Genomic DNA, 22,123 nt, shown 5'->3' on the forward strand with positions numbered 1-22,123 from the left:
CGGGGCCGGCGATATTGCCCGCGAAGGTGTCGGACGCGTTGGTCAGCGTCAAGGTCTGGGCGCCCAGCGCCACGCTGCCCGAACCGGACAGCGACTGGATCTGCGTGCCGAAGATGCTGGCGGAGACATCCAGCACGCCGTTGTCCGCGACGCCGCTCGACGACGAGATATTGCCCAGCGCAAGCAGGTTCAGAGTCGCGCCCTGGCCGATCGTGGTGGCGCCGGTGTAGCTGTTGATGCCGGCCAGGATCTCGGTGCCACCGCTGACCGCCAGGCCGCCGGAACCGTTGATGCTGCCCACGAATACGTCGTGGGCATTGGTGAGGGTGAGGGTCTGGCCACCCAGTGCCACGCTGCCGGCGCCGGACAGCGACTGGACTTGCGCGCCATTGCCGGTCGCCGAGATGTCGAGCACGCCGTAGTCGGCCACGCTGCTGGACAGCGCGATGCTGCCCGAACCGGCCAGGCCCAGCGTCGCGCCCGCGTTGATGCTGGTCGCGCCGGTGTAGGCGTTGGTGCCGCTGAGTCGTTCGGTGCCGCCGGCCACGGTCAGGCCGCCGGAACCGGCAATGGTGCCGGAGAAATCGGCGCCGGTGCTGGTCACGACCGGCAGGCCGGGGAGCAGGACGCCGCCCGGCCCGACGATCACGCCGATCAGGCCGCCGGTCTGGGTGCTGGTCGCGCCGGCATTCGTCAAGGTGAGGGTCTGGCCGCCCAGCAGCACGGTGCCCGAGCCGGACAGCGACTGGATTTGCGCACCGTTGTTGGTGGCCGAGATATCGAAGACGCCGTCGTCGACCACGCCGCTCGACAAGGCGATGCTGCCCGAACCGGCCAGGGCCAGCGTGGCGCCCAGGTTGACGCTGGTCGCGCCGCCGTAGGTGTTGGCGCCGCTCAGGGTCTCGCTGCCGCCCGCGACGGCCAGTCCACCGAGGCCGGCGATATTGCCCGCAAAGGTGTCGGCAGCGTTGGTCAACGTCAAGGTCTGCGCGCCCAGCGCCACGCTGCCCGAACCGGACAGCGACTGGATCTGCGCGCCGAAGATGCTGGCGGAAACGTCCAATACGCCATTGTCCGCGACGCCGCTCGACGAGGCGATGCTGCCCAGGCCGGCCAGCGCCAGCGTGCTGCCGGTGGCGATCGTGGTGGCGCCGGTGTAGCTGTTGATGCCGGCCAGGGTCTCCACCCCGCCGGTCACGGCCAGGCCGCCAGACCCGGCGATCGTGCCCGCATAGCCATTCGTGACATTGCCCAGGATCAGGGGCGGGCTAAGGAGGATGACGCCGCCCGATCCGGTCAACGGCAGGCCGGGAAGGCCAATGGGGCTCTGGATCACCGTGCCGCCGGCATTCGTCAGGGTCAGGGTCTGCCCGCCCAGCAGCACGCTGCCGGAGCCGGACAGCGTCTGGATCTGGGCGCCATTGTCGGTCGCCGAGATATCGAAGACGCCGTTGTCGTTCACGCCGCTCGACAGGGCGATGCTGCCCGAACCGGCCAGCGCCAGCGTGCCACCCATGTTGACGCTGGTGGCGCCGCTGTAGGTGTTGGTACCGGTCAGGGTCTCGACGCCGCCCGCGACCGCCAGGCCGCCGGAGCCGTTGATGCTGCCCGCGAACACGTCGTTGGCATTCGACAGCGTCAAGGTCTGCGCGCCCAGCGCGACGCTGCCCGAACCGGACAGCGACTGGATCTGCGTGCCGAAGACGCTGGCGGAGACATCGAGCACGCCGTCGTCGGCCACGCCGCTCGACGACGCGATGCTGCCCAGGCCGGCCAGCGCCACGGTCGCGCCCTGGCCGATCGTGGTGGCGCCGGTGTAGCCGTTGATGCCGGTCAGGGTCTCGACGCCGCCGCTGACCGTCAGGCCGCCGGCACCGAGGATCATGCCCGAAAAGTCCGTGCTGGCGTTGCCCAGGACCAGGTTCGGGGCACCGAGAATGACGCCGCCCGATCCGAGGATCGGCAGGCCAGGCAGGCCGCCCGTGCTCTGGACCACCGTGCCGCCGGCATTGGTCAGGGTCAGGGTCTGGCCACCGAGGGCGACGAAGCCGGAACCATTGAGGGTCTGGATCTGGCTGCCATTGTCGGTTGCCGAGATATCGAAAATGCCATTGTTGACGACCCCGCTCGACAGCGCGATGCTGCCCGAACCGGCCAGCATCAGCGCCCCGGCCGGATTGATGCTGGTCGCGCCGGTGTACGTATGGGTGCCGTCCAGGGTCTCGAAGCCGGACTGCAACAGCAAGCCGCCCGATCCGGACAGCACGCCGCCGAAGGTATCCTGCGCGGCGAGCAGGCTCAAGGTCTGGGAACCCAGCAGGACGCTGCCGGAGCCGGCCAGGCTCTGGACAGCCGATCCGGCCACGGTGGCGGAGATGTCGAGCCCGCCGTCGTTGATCACTTGCCAGCCGACCGCCGCGGCGTTCGTGCCATCGGTATCCGACCAGGTTTCGACATTTCCGTATGCGATCGTGTGCTGCTGGATCTGCGCAAACGCGACCAGCGGGAAGATTGCCAGGATTGCCGCGGCCAACAGGCTGCGGGCGCCAGGCGTGGCGGGACCCGCTTGCCGGCCCGCGCCGGGCCGGCCGTTCGCATCGGCCTCGCCTGCCGCATCCTTGCCCTGCGCGCTCGCAAACTCGGCGACGGCCATGAGCATGTTTCGTTTTTTGTTCCAGACCAGGCGGTAGATATGATTCATATGATGTGTTCGAAATGCGGCAAGTGGCGGCAGGCACGAGCGGATGCGCGGGCGGGTGGGGGTGGCGGCGGCGAGGAGCGGCAGTGAATCAGGTAAGAAGAAGGCTTGCAGACGGACAGCAAATTCTCATTTGAAACATACTGTCGGGCAACATATTTTTTGTATCTGATTCGTTTTTACCGATTTTGCTGCACGGATACAACGGAAGATGACAACAGTCCTCGGCCCCGGCCCCGGGGGGACCGGCAGCGGACGGGCCTCAGGGACGCGAGGTCCAGGCCGCCAGGTCCGCGGCGACGGCGTCGACGACGGTGCGCCAGTCGCCCGGCGCGGTTTGCCGGTACAGCTTGAGGACGCCGGGATACCACGGCGAATCGGCGCGCGCTTCCATCCAGCGCCAGTCCGGATGCACGGCCGGCAGCAGCACCCAGCACGCCTTGCCGAGCGCACCCGCCACGTGGGCCACGGCGGTATCGACGCAGACGACCAGGTCGAGCAGCGACACGATGGCGGCGGTGTCGGCGAAGTCGGCGATCTCGGCGCCGAGGTCCAGCAAGGGCAGGTCCGGCGTGGCGGCGCCGGCGCCCTCCCCGTCCATGCCGCGCTGCAGGCTGACGAAAGCCACCCCCGGCGCCCGCCACAGCGGCGCCAGGCAGGCCAGGTCGGGCAGCGAGCGGTTGGCGTCGTTGACATGCCCGCCGAAGCCGCGCCATACCAGGCCGACGCGCACGCCATCCGCGCCGAGCCGTTGGCGCCAGCGCCGGACGCGCGCGGGATCGGGCGCCAGGTAGGGCAAGGCGGGCGGAATGGTCGCCGGCGTCGTCCTGAAATGCATCGGCAGGCTCAGCATGAAGACCCAGTAGTCATGCGGCGGCAGGCGCGTCGCCGCCGCGCTCAGGGCCAGCACGGCATCGGCGCCGGCGGCGTCGCGCAGCAGCGGCACGAGCGGGTCCTGGCACACCAGCGTGACCCGGGACGCGCCGGCCGCCTTCAACATGGGCAGGTAGCGCACAAACTGGATCTGGTCGCCGAATCCCTGTTCCGGCCACACGACGATGCTGCGGCCCGCGAGACTTTGGTCCCGCCATTGCGGAAATCCGAGAACCGGCCTGGCGGCGATCGGATGCGCGAGGGCGGGGTCGTAGCGCGCCTCCATCAATGGCCAGCCTTCCGCCAGGCGGCCGCGCGCCAGCAGCATGAAGCCGAGGTTCCAGCGCGCCTCGGGATAGCCGGGATCGGCGTCGATCGTTGCCCGGTAGGCCGCTTCGGCTTCCTCGGCGCGGCCCTCGTGCTGCAGCAGCACCGCCAGGTTGTTCAGGGACTTCGGGTCGGACGGACGGCGCGCCAATGCGCGGCGATAGCATTGTTCGGCGTCCGCGTAGCGGTGCGTCTGCTGGTGCAGGTTGCCGAGCGAATTCAGGCCATCCGGATCGTCGGGACGCAGCGCGAGGAAGTCGCGCAGCGCCCATTCCGCCTGCGCATGGCGGCGCTGCCGCATGTACAGCATGGCCAGGTTATGCAGGGCCTCGGCATAGTCCGGGCGCAGGGCCAGCGCCCGGCGGTAGCTGGCTTCGGCGGCGTCCAGCCGGCCCATCCGGCTCTGCAGGACGGCGAGGTTGTTGTGCAGTCCGGCGCGTTCCGGGGCGCGCTCGAGCGCGTCGAGATAGCAGGCCTCGGCCTGCGCCCAGTGCCCCGATGTCTGCAGCAGGTCGGCGCGCTGGTGCAGGACCAGCGCATCGTCTGGATCGGCCGCGGCGGCATTGCCGGACCGGTGCCGCGCCTGCGCGCCGCGGCCGGGCGCTTGCCGCACCAGGTCGAGGTTGGCGCGCGCGGCCGCAAAGCCAGGCTGCAAGGCCAGCGCCCGGCCCAGCGCCGCTTCCGCCTCATCCATCCGGCCCACTTGCGCAAGCGCCAGGCCGAGGTTGTTCTGGGCCTGCGCATTCTCCGGCTGCAGCGCCGCCGCCTGCCGGAAACAGGCCAGCGCCGCCGGCCATTGCTCGCGCATCCGGTACAGCGCGCCGAGATTGTTGTAGGTGTCGGCATGGCCGGGGCGGAGCGCCAGCGCGCGCTGGTAGCAGACGTGGGCCGCATCGAGCGCGCCGGATTGCTGAAGCAGCAGGCCGAGATTGTAGTGCGCATCGGCGAAGTCCGGCTGCAGGGCGAGGGCCTCGTGATATGCCGCTTCCGCCTCCGCGCCGCGGCCGCCTTGCTGCAGCAGGATGCCGAGATTGTTCCAGGTCGGGGCGTGCGCGGGATCGCGTTGCAGCGCCAGCCGCCAATACTGTTCGGCCTGTGCCGGCCGCGCCAGCGCGCAGGCGCAAGCCGCCGCGATATTCAGCAACTCGACGCCGAGGACCGCGTCGGGCGGCACGTCGGCGACCCGGGCGAGTGCCTGTTCGAAGCGGCCTTCGTTGAACAATGCGATGACGCCGTCGGCTGGATTGGCGGGGTTCATGGAACTGCGCACACCTGCGTAAAACCCCTATTCTCACACAGCTCACGCAGGCGGCGGGCACGGCTCGATGGCATGCCGGACCACCCCGCATCTTATCCGCGCACGAATGTCGGCGAATGGCGCCCGCATGCCTGTCTCGAAATGGAGGACGCAAGCGATAAGCTGATGTGCTTTCCAGGTAAAAAAAAACCTGCCCCGATTGCCGGGACAGGTTGAATACGGGCCTGGAACGTACCCGCAAGGAGATCGCTGCACCGGCACGGGCCGGTGGCGCCGCGACGGCGTCCGTCCGCGAACGATGGTGCCCTCGATGCCGGCATGCCATCGCTCGCATCCGTCAGGCGTCGCGGATACAGCGCACGTTAACGATAACAAAAGTTGACGAACGTGTACAACATTTTTCGCAGACGGCGAATTCCGACCTGCGCGGGCCGCCAGTTCGGGCTTTGCCGCATGCGGGGCTGCCGTCGGGCGCCGCAGATTTGACTTTTCGAAATACCCTGATATCATTGTTATCGATAACCCACAACCTATTACGGACAGCGAGGAAACACCAGTGTTCGCGAAGACTTGTTACGCAACCCACCCCGACATGATGGCGGGCGCCAGCAACGACCAGCTGCGCCAGCGCTACCTGCTCGACCGGATATTCGCCCCGGACGCGGTCACGCTGAATTACTGCCACGACGAGCGCTTCGTCATCGGCGGCGCGGCGCCCGTCGACGGTCCGCTCGCCCTGCCCGCCCACACCGAACCGCCGTCCGCCGCCGGCCAGCCGTTCCTTGCCCGCCGCGAGCTGGGCATCATCAACGTGGCCGGCGGGACGGGCCGCGTCACCGTCGACGGGCAGGCGTTCGAGCTCGCGCCGCGCGACGGCCTGTACGTCCCGATGGGCAGCGCCGATGTCGTGTTCGAATCGCTGGACGCCGCCAACCCGGCCCGCTTCTATCTCGCGTCGACGCCGGCCCACGTCCGCTGCGAACTCGCCAAGATCACGCATGCGCAGGCGGTCCCGCTGGAGCGCGGCAGCGCCGCGACCTCGAACGAACGGACGATCTACCAGTACGTGGTCCCGGGCGTCTGCAAGTCCGCGCAACTGCTGCTGGGCCTCACGATCCTCAAGACGGGCAGCGTCTGGAACACGATGCCGCCGCACGTGCACGAGCGCCGCTCCGAAGTCTATTTCTACTTCGACCTGCAGGACGACCAGCGCGTGTTCCACTTCATGGGCGCACCGGATGCCGCGCGCCACATCGTCGTCGCCAACGAACAGGCGGTCGTCTCGCCGCCGTGGTCGATCCACATGGGGTCCGGCACCGCGAACTACGCGTTCATCTGGGCGATGGGCGGCGAGAACCTCGATTACACGGACATGAAGGTCCTGGACATCTGCCAGCTCAAATAAGGACAACCATGCTCGACCTGTTCAACCTCGCCGGCCGCACGGCGCTCGTGACCGGCGCCAACACGGGCCTCGGCCAGGGCATCGCCGTCGCGCTGGCACAAGCCGGCGCCGACATCGTGGCGGTCGGCCGCAGCGCCGCCACCGGCACGGGCGCCGCCGTCACGGCGCTCGGACGCCGCTTCCTCGACATCCATGCCGACCTGTCCTCGACCGCGCCCGTACGCGACGTCGTCGACGCCGCCGTCAACCTGAACGGCCGGCTCGACATCGTCGTCAACAATGCCGGCATCATCCGCCGCGCCGACAGCCTCGACGTCGAGGAAGCGGACTGGGATGCCGTCATCGACACCAACCTGAAATCGGTGTTCTTCATGGCGCAGGCGGCCGCGCGCCACATGGCGGCCCACGGCGGCGGCAAGATCGTCAACATCGCGTCGCTGCTGTCGTTCCAGGGCGGCGTCCGCGTGCCGGCCTATGCGGCGAGCAAAAGCGCCGTGGCGGGACTCACGCGGGCGCTGGCCAACGAATGGGCCGCGCACGGCATCAACGTGAACGCCATCGCGCCCGGCTACTTCGACACCAACAACACCGCCGCCCTGCGCGCCGACCCCGTGCGCGAGCCGGCGATCCTCGCCCGCATCCCCGCCGGCCGCTGGGGCCAGCCGCAGGACCTGGCCGGCGCCGCCGTGTTCCTGGCCAGCCGCGCCAGCGACTACGTCCACGGCGTCGTGCTGCCCGTCGACGGCGGCTGGCTCGCCCGATGAGCGCCGCCCCCGACATGGCGGGCCGCATCGTCTGCTTCGGCGAGATCCTGCTGCGCCTCGCCGCGCCGCCCGGCCGCATGCAGCTGCAGACACCGGCCCTCGACACCGGCACGGACGGCGCCGAGGCCAACGTCGCCGTGGCGCTCGCGCTGCTCGGCCACCGCGCCGCGATGGTCAGCGTCCTGCCCGACAACCCGCTCGGCCGCGCCGCCCTCGACGGCCTGCGCGCGCACGGTGTCGACACGTCCGGCATCCGCCTGCATCCGGGCCGCATGGGCCTGTACTTCCTCGAACCCGGCGCCGCCGTGCGCCTGGCCGACATCATCTACGACCGCGCCGGCTCGGCCTATGCGCTGGCCGATCCCGACCTGTACGACTGGCCCGCGCTGCTGGACGGCGCCGCGTGGCTGCACGTCTCCGGCATCTCGCCGGCCGTCGGCGACGGTCCCGCGCACGCCGTGCTGGCCGCGATGCGGGCCGCGCGCGCACGCGGCGTGCGCGTCGCGTTCGACGGCGACTATCGGGCGTCGCTGTGGGCGGAACGCGGCCAGGACGGCATCGCGGTGCTCCTCGAGGCCATGCGCCAGGCGGACGTCCTGTTCGCCGGCCCGCGCGACATCGCCCTCGTGCTGGGACGTCCGGAACTGGCCGACCCGGCGCGCGCCGCGGAAGTGGCGCGCGCCGCGTTCGCCGCATTCCCGAACCTGACCTTGCTCGCCTGGACCTGCCGGGTCCAGCACAGCGTGGACGAACACGAATTGTCGGCATGCCTGCACACGCGCACGGAAACCGTGGCGGGCGGCAGCTACCGGTTGTCCGGCATCGTCGACCGTATCGGCACGGGCGATGCGTTCGCGGCCGGCGTGCTGCACGGACTGCAGTCCGGCATGACGCCGGACGACGTGGCCGGGTTCGCGCTCGCGGCGGCCGCGCTGAAACACGCGGCCACGAGCGACTTCAACCCCGCGCGTGCCGACGAGATCGGGGCCGCGCGCACTGGAGGCCTGGATGCGCGACGCTGATATCGGGAGGCACGCGTGACCGGCAGCTGGCGCCTCGCGTGGGACCACGGCAGCGCGGAAGTGCAGTCGCTGGGGGCGATGCTCGGGCCGCTCAGCCTGCGCATCGGTGACGAACGCGAACTGGAGATCATGCATGTCGCGCCATGGGCCGGCATGACACGCTCCAGCAGCCTGCCCGGCATCATGCGCCGCCTGCGCGGCGAATGGCCTTGCCTGCCGTTCGGCTGCACCGAGCCGCCGCACGGCCTGCCCGCCGCCTGGCGCACGCACGCGCCGGACGACAGCTGGAACCACGGCTACGCGGCCAACCATCACTGGCGTTGCGTGTCGGCGACCGAGCAGCGCATCCACCTCGCCATCGATTATCCGCCCGGCTCGCCGATCGAGCACATGGAGCGCGAGATCACGGCCGACCCGCACGCGCCCGCCGTCGACGTCGTGCTGCGCGTCTGGGCGCGGCGGCCGGCCCGCGTGCCCGCCGGCCTGCATCCGACGTTCCGCCTGCCGCCGGCGGCGGGGCGGGTGCGGGTCGTGCTAGGCCCGCACGACGGCATCCACAGCTATCCCGCCCAGCCGGCGGGCGCCGTGTCGCGGCTGCTGTCCGACACCCGCTCGGCATCCCTCGACCGGCTCGCCGGCGTCGACGGCCCCGTCGACCTCGCGCACCTGCCCCTGGGCGCGCCGGCCGAGGAGCTGGTGCAGGTGCGCGCGGTCGGCGGCACCGGCACCGGCGCGCCGCTCGTCCTGCACTACCTCGACTACGACGCCTGCGTGGGCCTGTGGTGGGACACGGCGCAACTGCCCGACCTGCTGCTCTGGGTCAGCAACGGCGGACGCATCCACTTTCCCTGGATGAGCAACCACCTGGCGCTGGGCGCCGAACCTGTGAACAGCATCTTCGACCTGGGCCGCGTCGCCACCGCGCCGGCCGGCCATCCGCTGGCGGACCGGCTGGGCATCGCGATATCGCCCGAGGCGCCGTGGGAAACCCGCTACCGCATCGCCGCCTGGCCCCAGACATCCCCGACAACCTCCGAATAGAGAACCGCGACATGGCACCCGATTTCCGCTCCCCCGATTTCCTGCTCGACCACATCGCCGCCACGATGCGGTTCTACCATCCGCGCTCGATCGACCCGAGCGGCGGCTTTTATCACTTCTTCCGCGACGATGGCACCGTGTACGACCGCACGACGCGCCACCTCGTCAGCAGCACGCGCTTCGTCTTCAACTACGCGATGGCGTACCGCCGGTTCGGCAACCCCGACTACCTCGCCGCCGTGCGCCACGGCGTCGCCTTCCTGCGCGACGCCCACCGCGACCCGGCCACCGGCGGCTACGCCTGGCAGCTCGCCTGGGACCAGGGCGGCAAGGAGGTCCTCGACGGCGACAACCATTGCTACGGCCTCGCGTTCGTCGTGCTGGCGTACGCGCATGCGCTGCAGGCGGGCGTGGCGGAAGCCCGCGACCACATCGCCGAGACGTTCACGCTGATGGAGGCGCACTTCTGGCTGCCCGGGCACGGCCTGTATGCCGACCAGGCCAGCGCCGACTGGTCGACGCTCGACACCTACCGCGGCCAGAACGCCAACATGCATGCGTGCGAAGCGATGCTGGCGGCGTACGAGGCGACGAACGAGGTCCGCTACCTGCACCGCGCCGAACTCCTGGCCCGCAACATCACGGTGCGGCAGGCGGCACTGGCCGGCGGCTTCGTGTGGGAACACTACCGCGCCGACTGGTCGGTCGACTGGGACTACAACCGCGCCGACAAGACCAACATCTTCCGTCCCTGGGGCTACCAGCCGGGCCACCTGACGGAATGGGCCAAGCTGCTCCTGCTGCTCGAGCGCCACCGCGCCCGCCTGCAAGGGGACGCCGACTGGCTCGCGCCGCGCGCCGTCGCGCTGTTCGACGCCGCCCTGGCGCGCGCGTGGGACCGCGACCACGGCGGCATCTGCTACGGCTTCGCGCCCGACGACACCATCTGCGACGGCGACAAGTATTTCTGGGTGCAGGCCGAAAGCTTCGCGGCCGCCGCGCTGCTGGCCGTACGCACCGGAAACGCGGCGTACTGGGACTGGTACGGGCGCATCTGGGCGTACGGCTGGCAGCACTTCGTCGACCACCAGCACGGCGCCTGGTACCGCATCCTCGGCCCGGACAACCGCAAGCTCACCGACGAAAAGAGCCCGGCCGGCAAGACCGATTACCACACGATGGGCGCCTGCTACGACGTGCTGCGCGCCATGGAGCTGGCGCGATGAGCGCCCTGCCCCGCTTCGTCGCCGCGGGCGAAGCCCTGACCGACCTGCTCACGACGGGCCCCGGCACGTGGACGAGCCAGACGGGCGGATCGACGTGGAACGTGGCGCGCGTCGTCGCCCGCCTCGGCATCCCGAGCGCGTTCGCGGGCGCAGTCAGCCGCGACGTGTTCGGCGCCGAACTGGCCGCGGCCAACGCGGCCGCGGGACTGGACCCACGCTTCCTGCAACAGGTCGACCGGCCGCCGCTGCTGGCCGTCGTGCATGAATGCCATCCGCCCCGCTACTTCTTCATCGGCACCGACAGCGCCGACCTGCACTTCGATCCGCGCCGGCTGCCGGACGGGTGGCAGGATCAGGCCGCGTGGGTCCACTTCGGCGGCATCAGCCTCGCGCGCGCGCCGCTCGCGGGCACGCTCGTCGCGCTCGCGCGGGAGCTCGGGCGGCGCGGCACGAAGATCAGCTACGACCCGAACCATCGCGCGCTGATGGACGAAGGCTATGACGCGACGCTGCGCGAGATGGTCGCCCTGGCGGACGTCGTCAAGATTTCGGACGAAGACCTGCGCGGTCTGTTCCGGCACGACGACGCGGGCGCCGCGTTCGCCGCGCTGCGGGCCTGGAATCCGGCCGCGACTTACCTGTACACGCGCGGCGGCGAGGGCGCCCACCTGGTCCGGCCGGACGGCGTGTGGCGCGCGGCCGCGCCGCGCGTGGACGTCGTCGACACGGTCGGCGCCGGCGACGCCAGCATCGGCGCCCTGCTCTACAGCCTCATGACGTGGCCGGAACGCGCCGGCGGCAGCCACCTGCGCTTCGCCGTTGCCGCCGGCACCGCCGCCTGCCGCGCGGCCGGGGCCCAGCCGCCGGCGCTGGAGGCCGTGCTGGCGCTGGCCGACGCCATCGCCGTCCAGCGCGAAGAGGTGCACGCATGATCCGCCGCCTCGCATTGTTGCTGGCCGCGCTCGCGCTGCACGCGGCCCACGCCCAGGACATCGTCCCCGCGAGCCGGGTCAGCGTCGCGTCGCCCGACGGCCGCCTCGTCCTCGATTTTTACCAGGCGCGCCTGGCCGGCGCCAAACGCGAGCTGCACTACAGCGTGCGCTACAAGGACCGGACGGTCATCCGCGATTCGCGCCTGGACCTGGAGCTGGACAACCACCTGTCCGAGAGCGCCATGGCGCTGCCGGTCGACCGCCACGCGCACTGGTTCGAGAACCTGGCCATCACCGGCGTGACGAAGGCGGCGCACGACAGCACGTGGCACCCCGTCACCGGCGAGCGCTCGACGATCCGCGACCACTACAACACGGCGACGATCGCCATGGTCAAGGACGACAATCCGATCTACAAGATGGCGGTCGAGATCCGCGCCTATGACGAGGGCGTGGCGCTGCGCTACGTCTTCCCCGAAAACGAGAAGGGCACCTACTACCGCATCACGCAGGAGAACACCGAATTCGCGCTGCCGCCCGGCACCCGGGCGTGGTATCACGGCTGGGCGCAGGCGCCGTATACGCTGCTGCCGCTGGCGGACTGGCCGGACGAATCGGAACGTCCGCTGACCCTGCAGCTGCCGGGCGGCCTGCACGTGGCCCTGCTGGAAGCGGGCATGGTCGATTACGCGCGCAGCAAGTTCCGCCTGAGCGCGACGCGGCCGGACACGCTCGTGACGTCGATGCACGGCGGCGCCGACCTGATCTCCCCGTTCGCCACGCCGTGGCGCGGCATCATGGTGGCGGAGACGCCCGGCGCGCTGATCGAGCACGACGACTTCATCCTCAACCTGAACGACGCGTCGCGCATCGCCGACACGCGCTGGATCCGGCCCGGCAAGATCATGCGCGTGATGACGCAGACGACGACCGACGCGAAGGCCAACATCGACTTCGCCGCCCGCCACGGTTTGCAATACATCCTGTTCGACTGGAAGTGGTACGGCAACGCGTTCTCGTTCGACGCCGATGCGACGAAGGTGGCGATCCCCGACTTCGACCTCCCCGAGATCATCCGCTACGCCAGGGACAAGGACATCGGCGTGTGGCTGTACGTGAACCAGCAGGCGCTGCTCGCGCAGTCCGACACCTTGTTCCAGACCTACCGCGACTGGGGCGTGAAGGGTGTCAAGTTCGGCTTCGTGCAGGTGGGTTCGCACCGCTGGACGACGTGGATCGAAAAGGCGATCCGGCAGGCGGCGGACGCGCACATCATGGTCAACATCCACGACGACTGGCGCCCGACCGGCGAGCAGCGCACCTGGCCGAACCTGCTGACGGCCGAAGGCATCCGCGGCAACGAAGAGATGCCGGATGCGACGCACAACACGGTGCTGCCGTTCACGCGCTTCCTCGCCGGCGCCGCCGACTACACGTTCTGCTACTACAGCCCGCGCATCAGGACGACGCATGCGCACCAGCTGGCGCTGGCCGCGATCTATTACAGCCCGCTGCAGACGCTGTACTGGTACGACCGCCCGGCCGATTCGCACGACGAGCCGGAACTGGAATTCTGGGACCGCCTGCCGACGACGTGGGACGAGACCCGCGTGCTGCAGGGCAGCCCAGGCCAGTTCATCACCACGGCGCGCCGGCACGGCGACCAGTGGTTCGTCGGCACGATCACGAACACGGACAGCCGCACGCTGAAGGTCGCCCTTGACTTCCTGGCGCCCGGCAAACAGTATCTCGCCACGATCTACGCCGACGATCCGGCGGCGCCCACCCGTACGAAGGTCGGCCTGCGCACGGTGCGCGTGGACGCGAAGACGGTCCTGGAGGCGCCGCTGGCGGCGTCCGGCGGCCAGGCGATCTGGCTGCGGCCGGCGCAATAACGATAGCGAGGAGACAACCATGACAACCCGACAATCGCACTTCCGCTTCCTGTGCGGCTTCGTCTACATCTACTTCTTCGCCCAGGCGATGAGCATTTCGCTGCTCGCCGTGTGGCTGGGACAGACGCTCAAGCTGTCGGGCACGGAGGCGGGCATCGTGTTCGCGGCCAACGCCTTCGCCGCCATGTGCTCGCAACCCATCTACGGCTTCGTGTCGGACCGCGTGGGGACGCGTCGCAACATCCTGTGGACGGTCGCGGCACTCGTCGCGCTGTCCGGCGTCTTTTTCCCGTTCCTGTACGCGCCGATGCTGAAGGCGAACATCCTGCTGGGCGCCGCCGTGGGCGGCCTGTACCTCGGCATCACGTTCAACGCCGGCAGCTACGCAATCGAATCGTACGTCGACCGCATCGGCCGGCGCGACGGCTTCGAGTACAGCCGCGTAAGGCTGTGGGGGTCGCTTGGCTTCGCCAGCGCCGCCGCGTTCAGCGGCCGGATTTACAACGTCGACCCGGGCATCAATTTCGCGCTCGCGTCGCTGGCGGGCGGTGTGATGCTCGCGCTGCTGGTTGTCTGGCGCGCCGGCCCGGCGGACACCACGGCGCGCACAAACGAAGGCGTGCGGCTCGCCGAGGCGTTCGCGCTGCTGCGCATGCCTGGCTTTTGGCGGTTCATGGTATTCGTGCTGGGCGTGACGAACCTGTACCTCGTGTTCGACCAGCAGTTCTCCCGCTATTTCGCGTCGCTGTTCCCGGACACGAAGACGGGCGTGGCGATGTTCGGTTATCTGAATTCGGCGCAGATCTTCCTGGAAGCGGGCGGTCTGTTCCTCGCGCCGCTGCTCGTGCGCCGCATCGGCGCCAAGAACGGCCTGCTGCTGGCCGGGTCAATCATGCTCATGCGGATCGCCGGTTCCGGCCTCGCCGTCGGTCCAGTCTCGATCTCGGCGATGAAGCTGCTGCACTCGGTGGAGCTGCCGATCCTCGCCGTCTCGATCTTCCGCTACATCGCGCGCCACTTCGACAACCGCTTCGCGTCGACCGTCTACATGGTCGGCGTCAGTTTCGGTCACTCGATCGGCATCTTCGCGCTGTCTGCCCTGGCCGGCATCGGCTACGACCGGATCGGCTTCCCCGCGACCTATCTCGCCCTGGCGGGCATGGGCCTCGTCTTCCTCATCCTGTCCGCCGTGTTCCTGCTGCCGACGCCGCCGGAGACGACCGCGTCCCCCGCGACGCCGCTCGGGGAACCGGCAAAATGAATCGTCAAGGAGTTCGCATGTCTTCCCCCCTCAACCCGGCCCCGATCGAGCCGCTGAACACCGGCGCCCTGCCGCCGCACTGGAACGCCGGCGTCGACACGGCCGCCATCGAGCGCGCGATCGTCCGCGCGCTGGACGCCGTCGACCGCAACCTCGCGCATTTCGGCGACGCCTTCCCGATGCCGTCATCGAAGAACGGCGTCTATGCCGCGATGGACAATACGGAATGGACGAACGGCTTCTGGACCGGCATGCTGTGGCTCGCGTACGAACTGACGGGCGCCGCGCGCTACCGCGATACGGCCCTGCGCCACGTCGCCAGCTTCCACACGCGCCAGCGCGAACGCATCAACGTCGACCACCACGACCTGGGCTTCCTGTACAGCCTCTCGTGCGTGGCGGGCTACCAGTTGACGGGCGAACCGCAGGCTGCGGAGGCGGCCCTCGGCGCCGCGCGCCTGCTGCTGCAGCGCTACCTGCCGGGCGCCGGCATCATCCAGGCCTGGGGTGAATTGAGCGACCCGGCCCAGCGCGGGCGCATGATCATCGACTGCAACCTGAACCTGCCGCTGCTGTACTGGGCGAGCGACCACACGGGCGACCCGGCGTTCCGCGCGGCGGCCGACCGCCACATCGAAGCGGCCGCCCGCCACATCGTGCGCGCCGACGGCTCCACGTTCCACACCTTCTTCTTCGATCCGGCCAGCGGCGCGCCGCTGCACGGCAAGACGCACCAGGGCCACGCCGACGATTCGTGCTGGGCGCGCGGCCAGGCGTGGGGCATCTCCGGCTTCCCGCTCGTCTACCGCCACAACGGCGACAGCCGCCTCGTCGACCTGGCGAAGGTACTGGCCAACTACTACCTGAACCGCCTGCCGCAGGACGGCATCTGCTACTGGGACCTCGTCTTCACGTCGGGCCCGGAGCCGCGCGACAGCTCGGGCGCCGCGATCGCCGCCTGCGGCCTGCTGGAGCTGGCGCAGCACCTGCCGCTGGCCGATCCGCTGCGCGCCCCGTACGAGCGCGCCGCCGCCGGCATGGTGGCCACGCTGGCCAACGATTACGCCGACACGGGCGCCACGCCCGGCGCCGGCCTGCTGAAGCACGGCGTGTACCACAAGCCGAACGGCGTCGGCGTGGACGAGGCCTGCATCTGGGGCGATTATTTCTACCTGGAGGCGCTCGTGCGCCTCACGCGCACGTGGCGGCCCTACTGGTGACGGTCAATCGACCGCTTCGGTCGACTCCCGCTCGACGAGCGTGTACGGCATCAGCCGGTGCTGCGGCATGTACGACTGGCCGGCACGGCGCGAGCGGATGTGCTCCACCAGCAGCGCCACCGCGCTGCGCGCCATCTCCGTGATCGGCTGGTGGATCGTCGTCAGCTCCGGCCACACGGTCGTCGCGACAGGCGTGTCGTCGAAGCCGCAGACGGCGATGTCGTCCGGGACCTGCAGATGCATGCCGTGAGCGACGGCGATGACGGCCGCCGCCATGTCGTCGTTACTGGCGAAGATCGCCGTGGGCCGCGTCGGATGGGCCAGCAGCTCGCGCGCCGCCAGCAGGCCGGAACGGTAGGTGAACATGCCTTGCGCCACGCGCTCGGCGGGCACGTGGTGGCCGGCTTCGCGCATGGCGTCGATGAACGCCTGGTAGCGCAGCTGCGCCGGGGTGTGTTCCGGGTCGCCCTTGACGAAGCCGATGTCGGTGTGGCCGAGCGCCAGCAGGTGCTTGGTCATCGTCAGCGCCCCTTCGTAGTCGTCGATGCGCACGGCCGACATCTGCGGCGACGGTTTCGCGGTCGCCACCGCCACCGACGGAATGCCCAGTTCACCCAGCTGCTTGAGGGCGGCCTTGGAGTCGCACAGCGGCGGCGGCACGAGGATGCCGTCGGCGCCGTCCGCGATCAGGCGGTCGATCGCCTTGCGCTGGCTGCGCAGGTTGTCGCAGTTCTCGAGGATCAGGTGGGCGCCCGTCTGGCTGCACTCGCCGAGGGCGCCGACGAGGAACGCGCTGAGGAAGGCGGCGCTCGGGTTGCTGTACAACAGACCGACGCGCAAGGTGCCGATGCGCGCCGCGCGGGCCGCCACGTTGACCTGGTAGTTCAGTTCCTGGATCGCGCGGTTGACCTTTTCACGCGTCTTGTCGCTGACGCTGGCATTGCCGTTGATGACGCGCGAGACGGTCATCGCGGAGACGCCGGCCTTTTGCGCCACGTCCCATACCGTCGCGCCGCCGGAAGAGCGGTCGCCGTGCTTGGATTCACTACCCATTGAATTATTGTCCTGTAGTCTGTCGTTCCGGCGATGTTATCGATTTCAAGCCGTATATGTGTTATCACATGATACCGCCGGGCCAGCGGAAACGCCACTTGTGACAAGCGGCCATGGCCGACGCATGCCGCACGGCCCGTCGTTATGCGGTCCGGATAGCCTTGATAGCGTCTATCCGCGAATGCTACCATGAGATCGATAACAACCCAAAGAAGGAGACTTGCTTGCCCGCCTCGCCCACCGTCCACTCGCCCGCACGCACGCGGATCGCCATCGCCGTACTCCTCGCCTGCGCTGCCGGCGCCGGATGCCGCAGCGTGGCGCAGCCCGCGCGCGCGCCCGCCCCCGCCATGGCCGGCGACCTCGCGGCCGCGCCCTGGATCGCCGACCTCGGCGACGGCCGCTACCGCAATCCCGTCCTGCACGCCGACTATTCCGATCCCGACGTGATCCGCGTCGGCGACATGTTCTACATGACGGCGTCCAGCTTCAATAATGCGCCCGGCCTGCCGCTGCTGGAATCCCACGACCTCGTGAACTGGACGCTCGTCGGCCACGCCCTGCCCCGCCTCGAACCGGCCGCCGTCTTCGCCCGCCCGCAGTACGGCAAGGGCGTGTGGGCGCCGTGCCTGCGCTGGCACGACGGCCGCTTCTGGATCTTCTACCCCGACCCCGACTATGGCGTGTACGTCATGACGGCCGAGCATTTCAGCGGCCCGTGGAGCGCGCCGCGCCTGCTGCTGGCCGGACGCGGCATCATCGACCCCGCGCCCTTGTGGGACGACGACGGCAAGGCCTACCTGATGCACGCGTGGGCCAAGAGCCGCGCCGGCATCAACAACGTGCTGACCCTGCGCCGCATGGACCCGCAGGCGACGCGCATGCTGGACGACGGCGGCAAGGTCGTCATCGACGGCGCCCGCTATCCCGGCTACCACACGGTCGAAGGCCCCAAGCTGTACAAGGCAAACGGCTATTACTACGTGTTCGCGCCGGCGGGCGGCGTCGAGATGGGCTGGCAGGCCGTGTTCCGCGCGCGCTCGATAGCCGGGCCGTACGAGGCCCGGCGCGTGATGGACCAGGGCGACACGCCCGTCAACGGCCCGCACCAGGGCGCGTGGGTCGATGCGCCGGACGGCAAGGACTGGTTCGTCCACTTCCAGGACAAGGGCGCCTACGGCCGCGTGGTGCACCTGCAGCCGATGCGCTGGGAAGGCGGCTGGCCCGTCATCGGCGCGCCGGGACGCACGCCCGGCACGGGCGAACCCGTCATCACGTACACGAAGCCGGTCCAGGGCTTCGGCCCGGCGGCGCCGATGACGAGCGATGCGTTCGACGGCGCCAGCCTCGGCCCGCAATGGCAATGGGGCGCGAACCCGGCACCCGGCTGGTATTCGCTGACCGACCATCCGGGCCACCTGCGCCTGGCCACGCAGGTCGTGCCGGAGGCGGACGGCTATGTGCGCGCGGCGGGATCGATCCTGACGCAGAAGGCGCCCGCGTCGCGCTTCATCGTCGACACGCGCGTGCATCTGGCCGGCGCGGTGGATGGCGACCGCGCGGGCTTGATCGTCAATGCGATGCAGTACACGTGGCTGGGGCTGCGCCGCAGCGGCGGCCGGACCGACCTCGTGCGCACCGTATGCGGCCCGTTCGGACCGCGCTGCCGCGAAGAATCGACCGTCGTCCTGGCCGACGCGCCGGACTCGCTGACCCTGCGTATGGCAATGAACGAGAACGCGTTCGCCGGCTTTTCGTACAGCCTCGACGGCCGCGAATTCAAGCCCGCGGGCGACCCGTTTCCCGTCACGCGCGGCACGTGGGTGGGCGCGCAGGTCGGCCTGTTCAGCGTCGGGTCGCGCCCGCGCGCGCAGCCGTCGTTCCTGGAGGTCGATTATTTCAATGTGACTGCGCCCGGTATCGGGCCGTACTGACCTGTTCCCGCCGCCATTAAAAAACCCGCTGCCGGCGCGTGCCGGCAGCGGGTCGAAGGCGGGAACCGATTCCCGCGACGAGAGAGCAGCCCTTACATATTGCCGAACTTGTAGCGCAGGCTGAAACCGAAGAAGCGGCCGTTCTCGTAGTGCTGGCGTTCGAGGCTGGTTTCGTTGCCCAGGCCGCCGACGTTACGATTGAGCGTCTTGTTCGTGATGTTCGACGCGGTCAGCGACAGCGCCATGTTGTCGGTCAACTGGTAGTTGAACGAGCCGTCCAGGATGCCGTACGCGTCGATATAGCGGCCATCGACCGGATTCGGCGAGAAGCCGAACAGCACCGACGGCGAACGCCAGGTGTAGACCAGGCGCGCGGACACCTTGTTGTCCTCGTACAGGGCGCTCACGCTGTAGCTGTTCTTCGAAGCAAACGGCTGCGGCGTCGAAATGATGTTCGGATTGGCCTTCGTCCCGACGTTGAACGGGTTGTCCGTCTTCACGTAGGTGTACGAACCGGACACACCGAAATTCTTCAGGATGCCAGGGGCGGTGTCGAAGAAGTACTGGCCGGACATCTCGACACCACGCGCATAACCCTTCTCGGAGTTCAGGGTCTTCGATACCAGCAGCTGGCCGCTCGGGCAACCGTTCGAGACGGCCCCGGTGTAGCCCGTTGCGAGCGACACGGTCTCGCAGTTCTGGACGTCGTTGAAGAAGCCGTTGATCTCCTTGTCGAACACCGCAGCTGCGACGTAGTTCGTCTTGGTGAAGTAGCGCTCCAGCGAGAAGTCGAAGCTGTTCGCGGTCAGCGGATGCAGATCCGGGTTGCCGACCTGTAACGTGCCCTGTGTCGTGTTGACGGTGAGGGATGGATTGAGCTGGTCGAGGCCCGGACGGGTCATGCCGCGTCCGTAACCGAAGCGCGCCAGGAAGTCTTTCGCCAGGTCGTAGGTCACGTTAAACGACGGGAGTGCGTTCGTGTAGGCCGTCGTGCGACGGTACGGTCCGATGACGCCGGTGATCGGGTCCGCCACCTGCGCCACGAATTCGCCATTGGTGCGGACGACGCGCACGCCGACGTTACCCTTGAGACGGTCGTCCAGCAGTGCGAAATCACCCACGAGGTAGACCGCCTTGGTCTTCTCGTTCGTATAGCGGCGGGACAGGAGTTGTTCCGTCAGTGCGTCCTCGGGCAGGATGCCGGCCTTCGGGAAGGCGGCGCTCACCTGGTTGCCCAGCAGCTGGTCGGGCGCGTAGACGACGTAGCCGCCCGAATAGCCTGCGAGGCCATCCATGAAGTTGGTCGGCGCCGACTCCGTGTGGCCGCCGGTCGCCGCCGAGATGCCGTTGCTGCCGTTGGCGGCCAGCCCGAGGCCGTCGGACGTCAGCGGACGGCCGTTGAATCCGAAGTTGTTGTAGCTGCTCGACTGGCGTGCGGCGCGCGTGCCGAACTTGAGGCGGCTGAAGAACCAGCCGTCGTCCAGCGAGTACGTACCGTCCAGCGCCACCGCGCCCCCGGTGTCGTGATAGCTCTGGTGCGTGCCGTTGCTATAGCTCTGGTACATGAAATTGGACGGATCGGACAGGCTCGGTCCAGTGAACGTCAACTGGTGCGGCGCACCGTCGACGACGCGGTTGGTCGTCCAGTACAGTCCCGGATTGGATACCAGGTTCACCGAGCGGTTGTCCTGGGTCTGGTCGGCCTTGATGAAGTTCACGTCGGCCTTCAGGTGCAGGGCCGGCGTCGGGCTCCATTCCGCACCGGTCGCGGCGATCCACGTCGTGTACGGACGGTGTTCGTCGCCGCCGGTCGTGGTCATCGTCGAATTCACGAAGCTGCCGCTCAGGAAGCGCTTGTTCGCGAGGACGTCGTTGCTGCCGCCGTTGATGTTGCCGTTGGCCAGCTGCTCGGTCATGTTGAACGGCGCCGTCTGCAGGTTTTGCACGTTGCCGCTGACGTTATCCGACGAGTTCAGGCCACGGTAATTCTGATGGTAGAGGTAGTAGGTGTAGTTGCCGTCGACGTAGAACCGCAGCGTGTTGTCGACGCGCCAGTCGGCGGCCAGGTTCAGGCCGCGGCGGGTGCGCATGATCGTTTCTTCGAACACGTTGTTGGTGGCCGCGGGTGCCGCCATCACGTTGCTGATCTGCGCCGCGCTCAGGCCCGCCAGGTTCGGCGTGTAGGCGCCGACGGTCGACGACGTCGCCAGCGTCGGGACACTGGTCAGGTACGAGATGTCGCTGCGGCCGACGTACTGCGACATCGGCAGCTTCGGATCATTCGCCGTATTGGCCGCGGCCGCCGTCGCGTATTCGGCGCTGTCGGCGCCGAACGCGCGCTTGTAGTTGGCGCCGCCGTTGGCTGGGTTGTTGTCCGAACGGCCCGTGCTCTGCTGGAACACCGCTGCCGCCATCACGCCGATACGGCCGCCACCCCGCAGGTTCCAGCGGTTTGCGATCATGCCGAACAGCTCGGGCTTGGACGACTTGTCGAGATCGTTGTAGCGGCCGCCGATGTTCAGGGCCCCGGTCAGGCCCTTGAAGTCGCTCGGATTGCGGGTGCGGATGTTGACGAGGCCGCCGATGGCGCCTTCGATGTGCTCCGCCGACGGGTTCTTGTACACGTCGATGCCGGCCACCATGCCGGGAATGGCGCCTTCCAGGTTGAACTCGCGGCTGCCGGCCGTGAAGTAGGCGCGGCCGTTGACTTCGGATGCCGTCTGGCCGGACAGGCCGCGGATCGTCACGCCGGAACCCGTGCCCACGGGCGATGCGCCCTCGCCGCCGTAGCGGTAGCCCTGCACACCCGGGATGCGGGTCATGGTCTCGGTGACGTTCGGATCGGGCAGCTTGCCGATGTCGTCGGCCGTGATCGAATCCACGACTTCCATCGTGTCGCGCTTGATGGCGAGCGATGACTGCGCGCTGGCGCGGATGCCCTTCACGATGACGGTGTTGGCATCCGCCTGCTGCGCGAACGCGTTGCCCGCGAAAGCCTGGGCAAGCGCCAGGGCGACGACCGACATTTTCGGTCCGATATTGCGATTCTGATTCATTTGGTTCTCCTCTGTAGTCCGATTTGGCATGGGTAGTCCGGATTCGTATGTCCGGCGTTTTAGGTATCGATAACAAATCTAGGTTGAATTATACGTGCGGTCCTTCCTCGTATTGATGCCTTTGCGAAATATCATTGTTGATGTGGTATCTACACGAC

General features: G+C 68.8%; 13 protein-coding genes and 1 pseudogene. 10 read left to right on the forward strand and 4 right to left on the reverse strand.

Annotated features, from left to right (window positions below; translation table 11 throughout):
* Nucleotides 1-2,659, reverse strand: a pseudogene (locus tag U9J41_RS25070) (autotransporter-associated beta strand repeat-containing protein); the annotation flags it as partial.
* A 301-nt stretch (nt 2,660-2,960) separates the two neighbouring features.
* On the reverse strand, nt 2,961-5,156 hold the full coding sequence (locus tag U9J41_RS25075) for a tetratricopeptide repeat protein (protein WP_322404896.1): 2,196 nt from the start codon (nt 5,154-5,156) through the stop codon (nt 2,961-2,963).
* Nucleotides 5,157-5,712: 556 nt separating this feature from the next.
* Between U9J41_RS25075 and kduI the strand changes: the two genes are divergently transcribed.
* The 9 genes from kduI to U9J41_RS25120 are packed head-to-tail and all read left to right on the forward strand — an operon-like array spanning nt 5,713 to nt 15,922.
* Nucleotides 5,713-6,561: a 5-dehydro-4-deoxy-D-glucuronate isomerase gene (kduI, locus tag U9J41_RS25080; protein WP_322404897.1), complete on the forward strand. Its 849-nt coding sequence runs from the start codon at nt 5,713-5,715 to the stop codon at nt 6,559-6,561.
* 8 nt (nt 6,562-6,569) lie between these two features.
* Nucleotides 6,570-7,325: a 2-dehydro-3-deoxy-D-gluconate 5-dehydrogenase KduD gene (gene kduD / locus U9J41_RS25085; RefSeq protein WP_322404898.1), complete on the forward strand. Its 756-nt coding sequence runs from the start codon at nt 6,570-6,572 to the stop codon at nt 7,323-7,325.
* On the forward strand, nt 7,322-8,347 hold the full coding sequence (locus U9J41_RS25090; protein WP_322404899.1) for a sugar kinase: 1,026 nt from the start codon (nt 7,322-7,324) through the stop codon (nt 8,345-8,347). The genes kduD and U9J41_RS25090 overlap by 4 nt, the downstream gene beginning before the upstream one ends.
* 15 nt (nt 8,348-8,362) lie before the next feature.
* Complete coding sequence (locus U9J41_RS25095) at nt 8,363-9,388, forward strand: aldose epimerase family protein (RefSeq protein ID WP_322404900.1); 1,026 nt, start codon at nt 8,363-8,365, stop codon at nt 9,386-9,388.
* A gap of 11 nt (nt 9,389-9,399) precedes the next feature.
* Nucleotides 9,400-10,614: an AGE family epimerase/isomerase gene (locus tag U9J41_RS25100; protein ID WP_322404901.1), complete on the forward strand. Its 1,215-nt coding sequence runs from the start codon at nt 9,400-9,402 to the stop codon at nt 10,612-10,614.
* Nucleotides 10,611-11,546, forward strand: coding sequence for a carbohydrate kinase family protein (locus U9J41_RS25105; RefSeq protein ID WP_322404902.1), 936 nt, complete (start codon nt 10,611-10,613; stop codon nt 11,544-11,546). Before U9J41_RS25100 ends, U9J41_RS25105 begins: the two co-directional genes overlap by 4 nt.
* On the forward strand, nt 11,543-13,441 hold the full coding sequence (locus U9J41_RS25110) for a glycoside hydrolase family 97 protein (RefSeq protein WP_322404903.1): 1,899 nt from the start codon (nt 11,543-11,545) through the stop codon (nt 13,439-13,441). The genes U9J41_RS25105 and U9J41_RS25110 overlap by 4 nt, the downstream gene beginning before the upstream one ends.
* Nucleotides 13,442-13,460: 19 nt before the next feature.
* Nucleotides 13,461-14,702: an oligosaccharide MFS transporter gene (locus U9J41_RS25115; RefSeq protein ID WP_322404904.1), complete on the forward strand. Its 1,242-nt coding sequence runs from the start codon at nt 13,461-13,463 to the stop codon at nt 14,700-14,702.
* A 17-nt stretch (nt 14,703-14,719) separates the two neighbouring features.
* Complete coding sequence (locus U9J41_RS25120) at nt 14,720-15,922, forward strand: glycoside hydrolase family 88 protein (protein ID WP_322404905.1); 1,203 nt, start codon at nt 14,720-14,722, stop codon at nt 15,920-15,922.
* 3 nt (nt 15,923-15,925) lie between these two features.
* Here the strand turns inward: U9J41_RS25120 and U9J41_RS25125 are convergent, their stop codons facing one another.
* Nucleotides 15,926-16,975 (reverse strand): LacI family DNA-binding transcriptional regulator, encoded by a 1,050-nt coding sequence (locus U9J41_RS25125; protein WP_322404906.1) that lies wholly within the window; start codon nt 16,973-16,975, stop codon nt 15,926-15,928.
* Between the two features lie 224 nt (nt 16,976-17,199).
* On the opposite strand from U9J41_RS25125, the gene U9J41_RS25130 reads away from it, so the two are divergent.
* Nucleotides 17,200-18,909 (forward strand): glycoside hydrolase family 43 protein, encoded by a 1,710-nt coding sequence (locus U9J41_RS25130; protein ID WP_322404907.1) that lies wholly within the window; start codon nt 17,200-17,202, stop codon nt 18,907-18,909.
* Between the two features lie 92 nt (nt 18,910-19,001).
* On the opposite strand, the gene U9J41_RS25135 is transcribed toward U9J41_RS25130, so the two are convergent.
* The gene (locus tag U9J41_RS25135) at nt 19,002-21,965 is read right to left on the reverse strand and encodes a TonB-dependent receptor (protein WP_322404908.1); all 2,964 of its coding nucleotides are present in this window, start codon (nt 21,963-21,965) and stop codon (nt 19,002-19,004) included.
* Nucleotides 21,966-22,123: the final 158 nt, after the last annotated feature.

It is taken from the genome of Massilia luteola, from assembly GCF_034420155.1.
In the GTDB taxonomy this organism is placed as follows: domain Bacteria; phylum Pseudomonadota; class Gammaproteobacteria; order Burkholderiales; family Burkholderiaceae_D; genus Telluria; species Telluria luteola.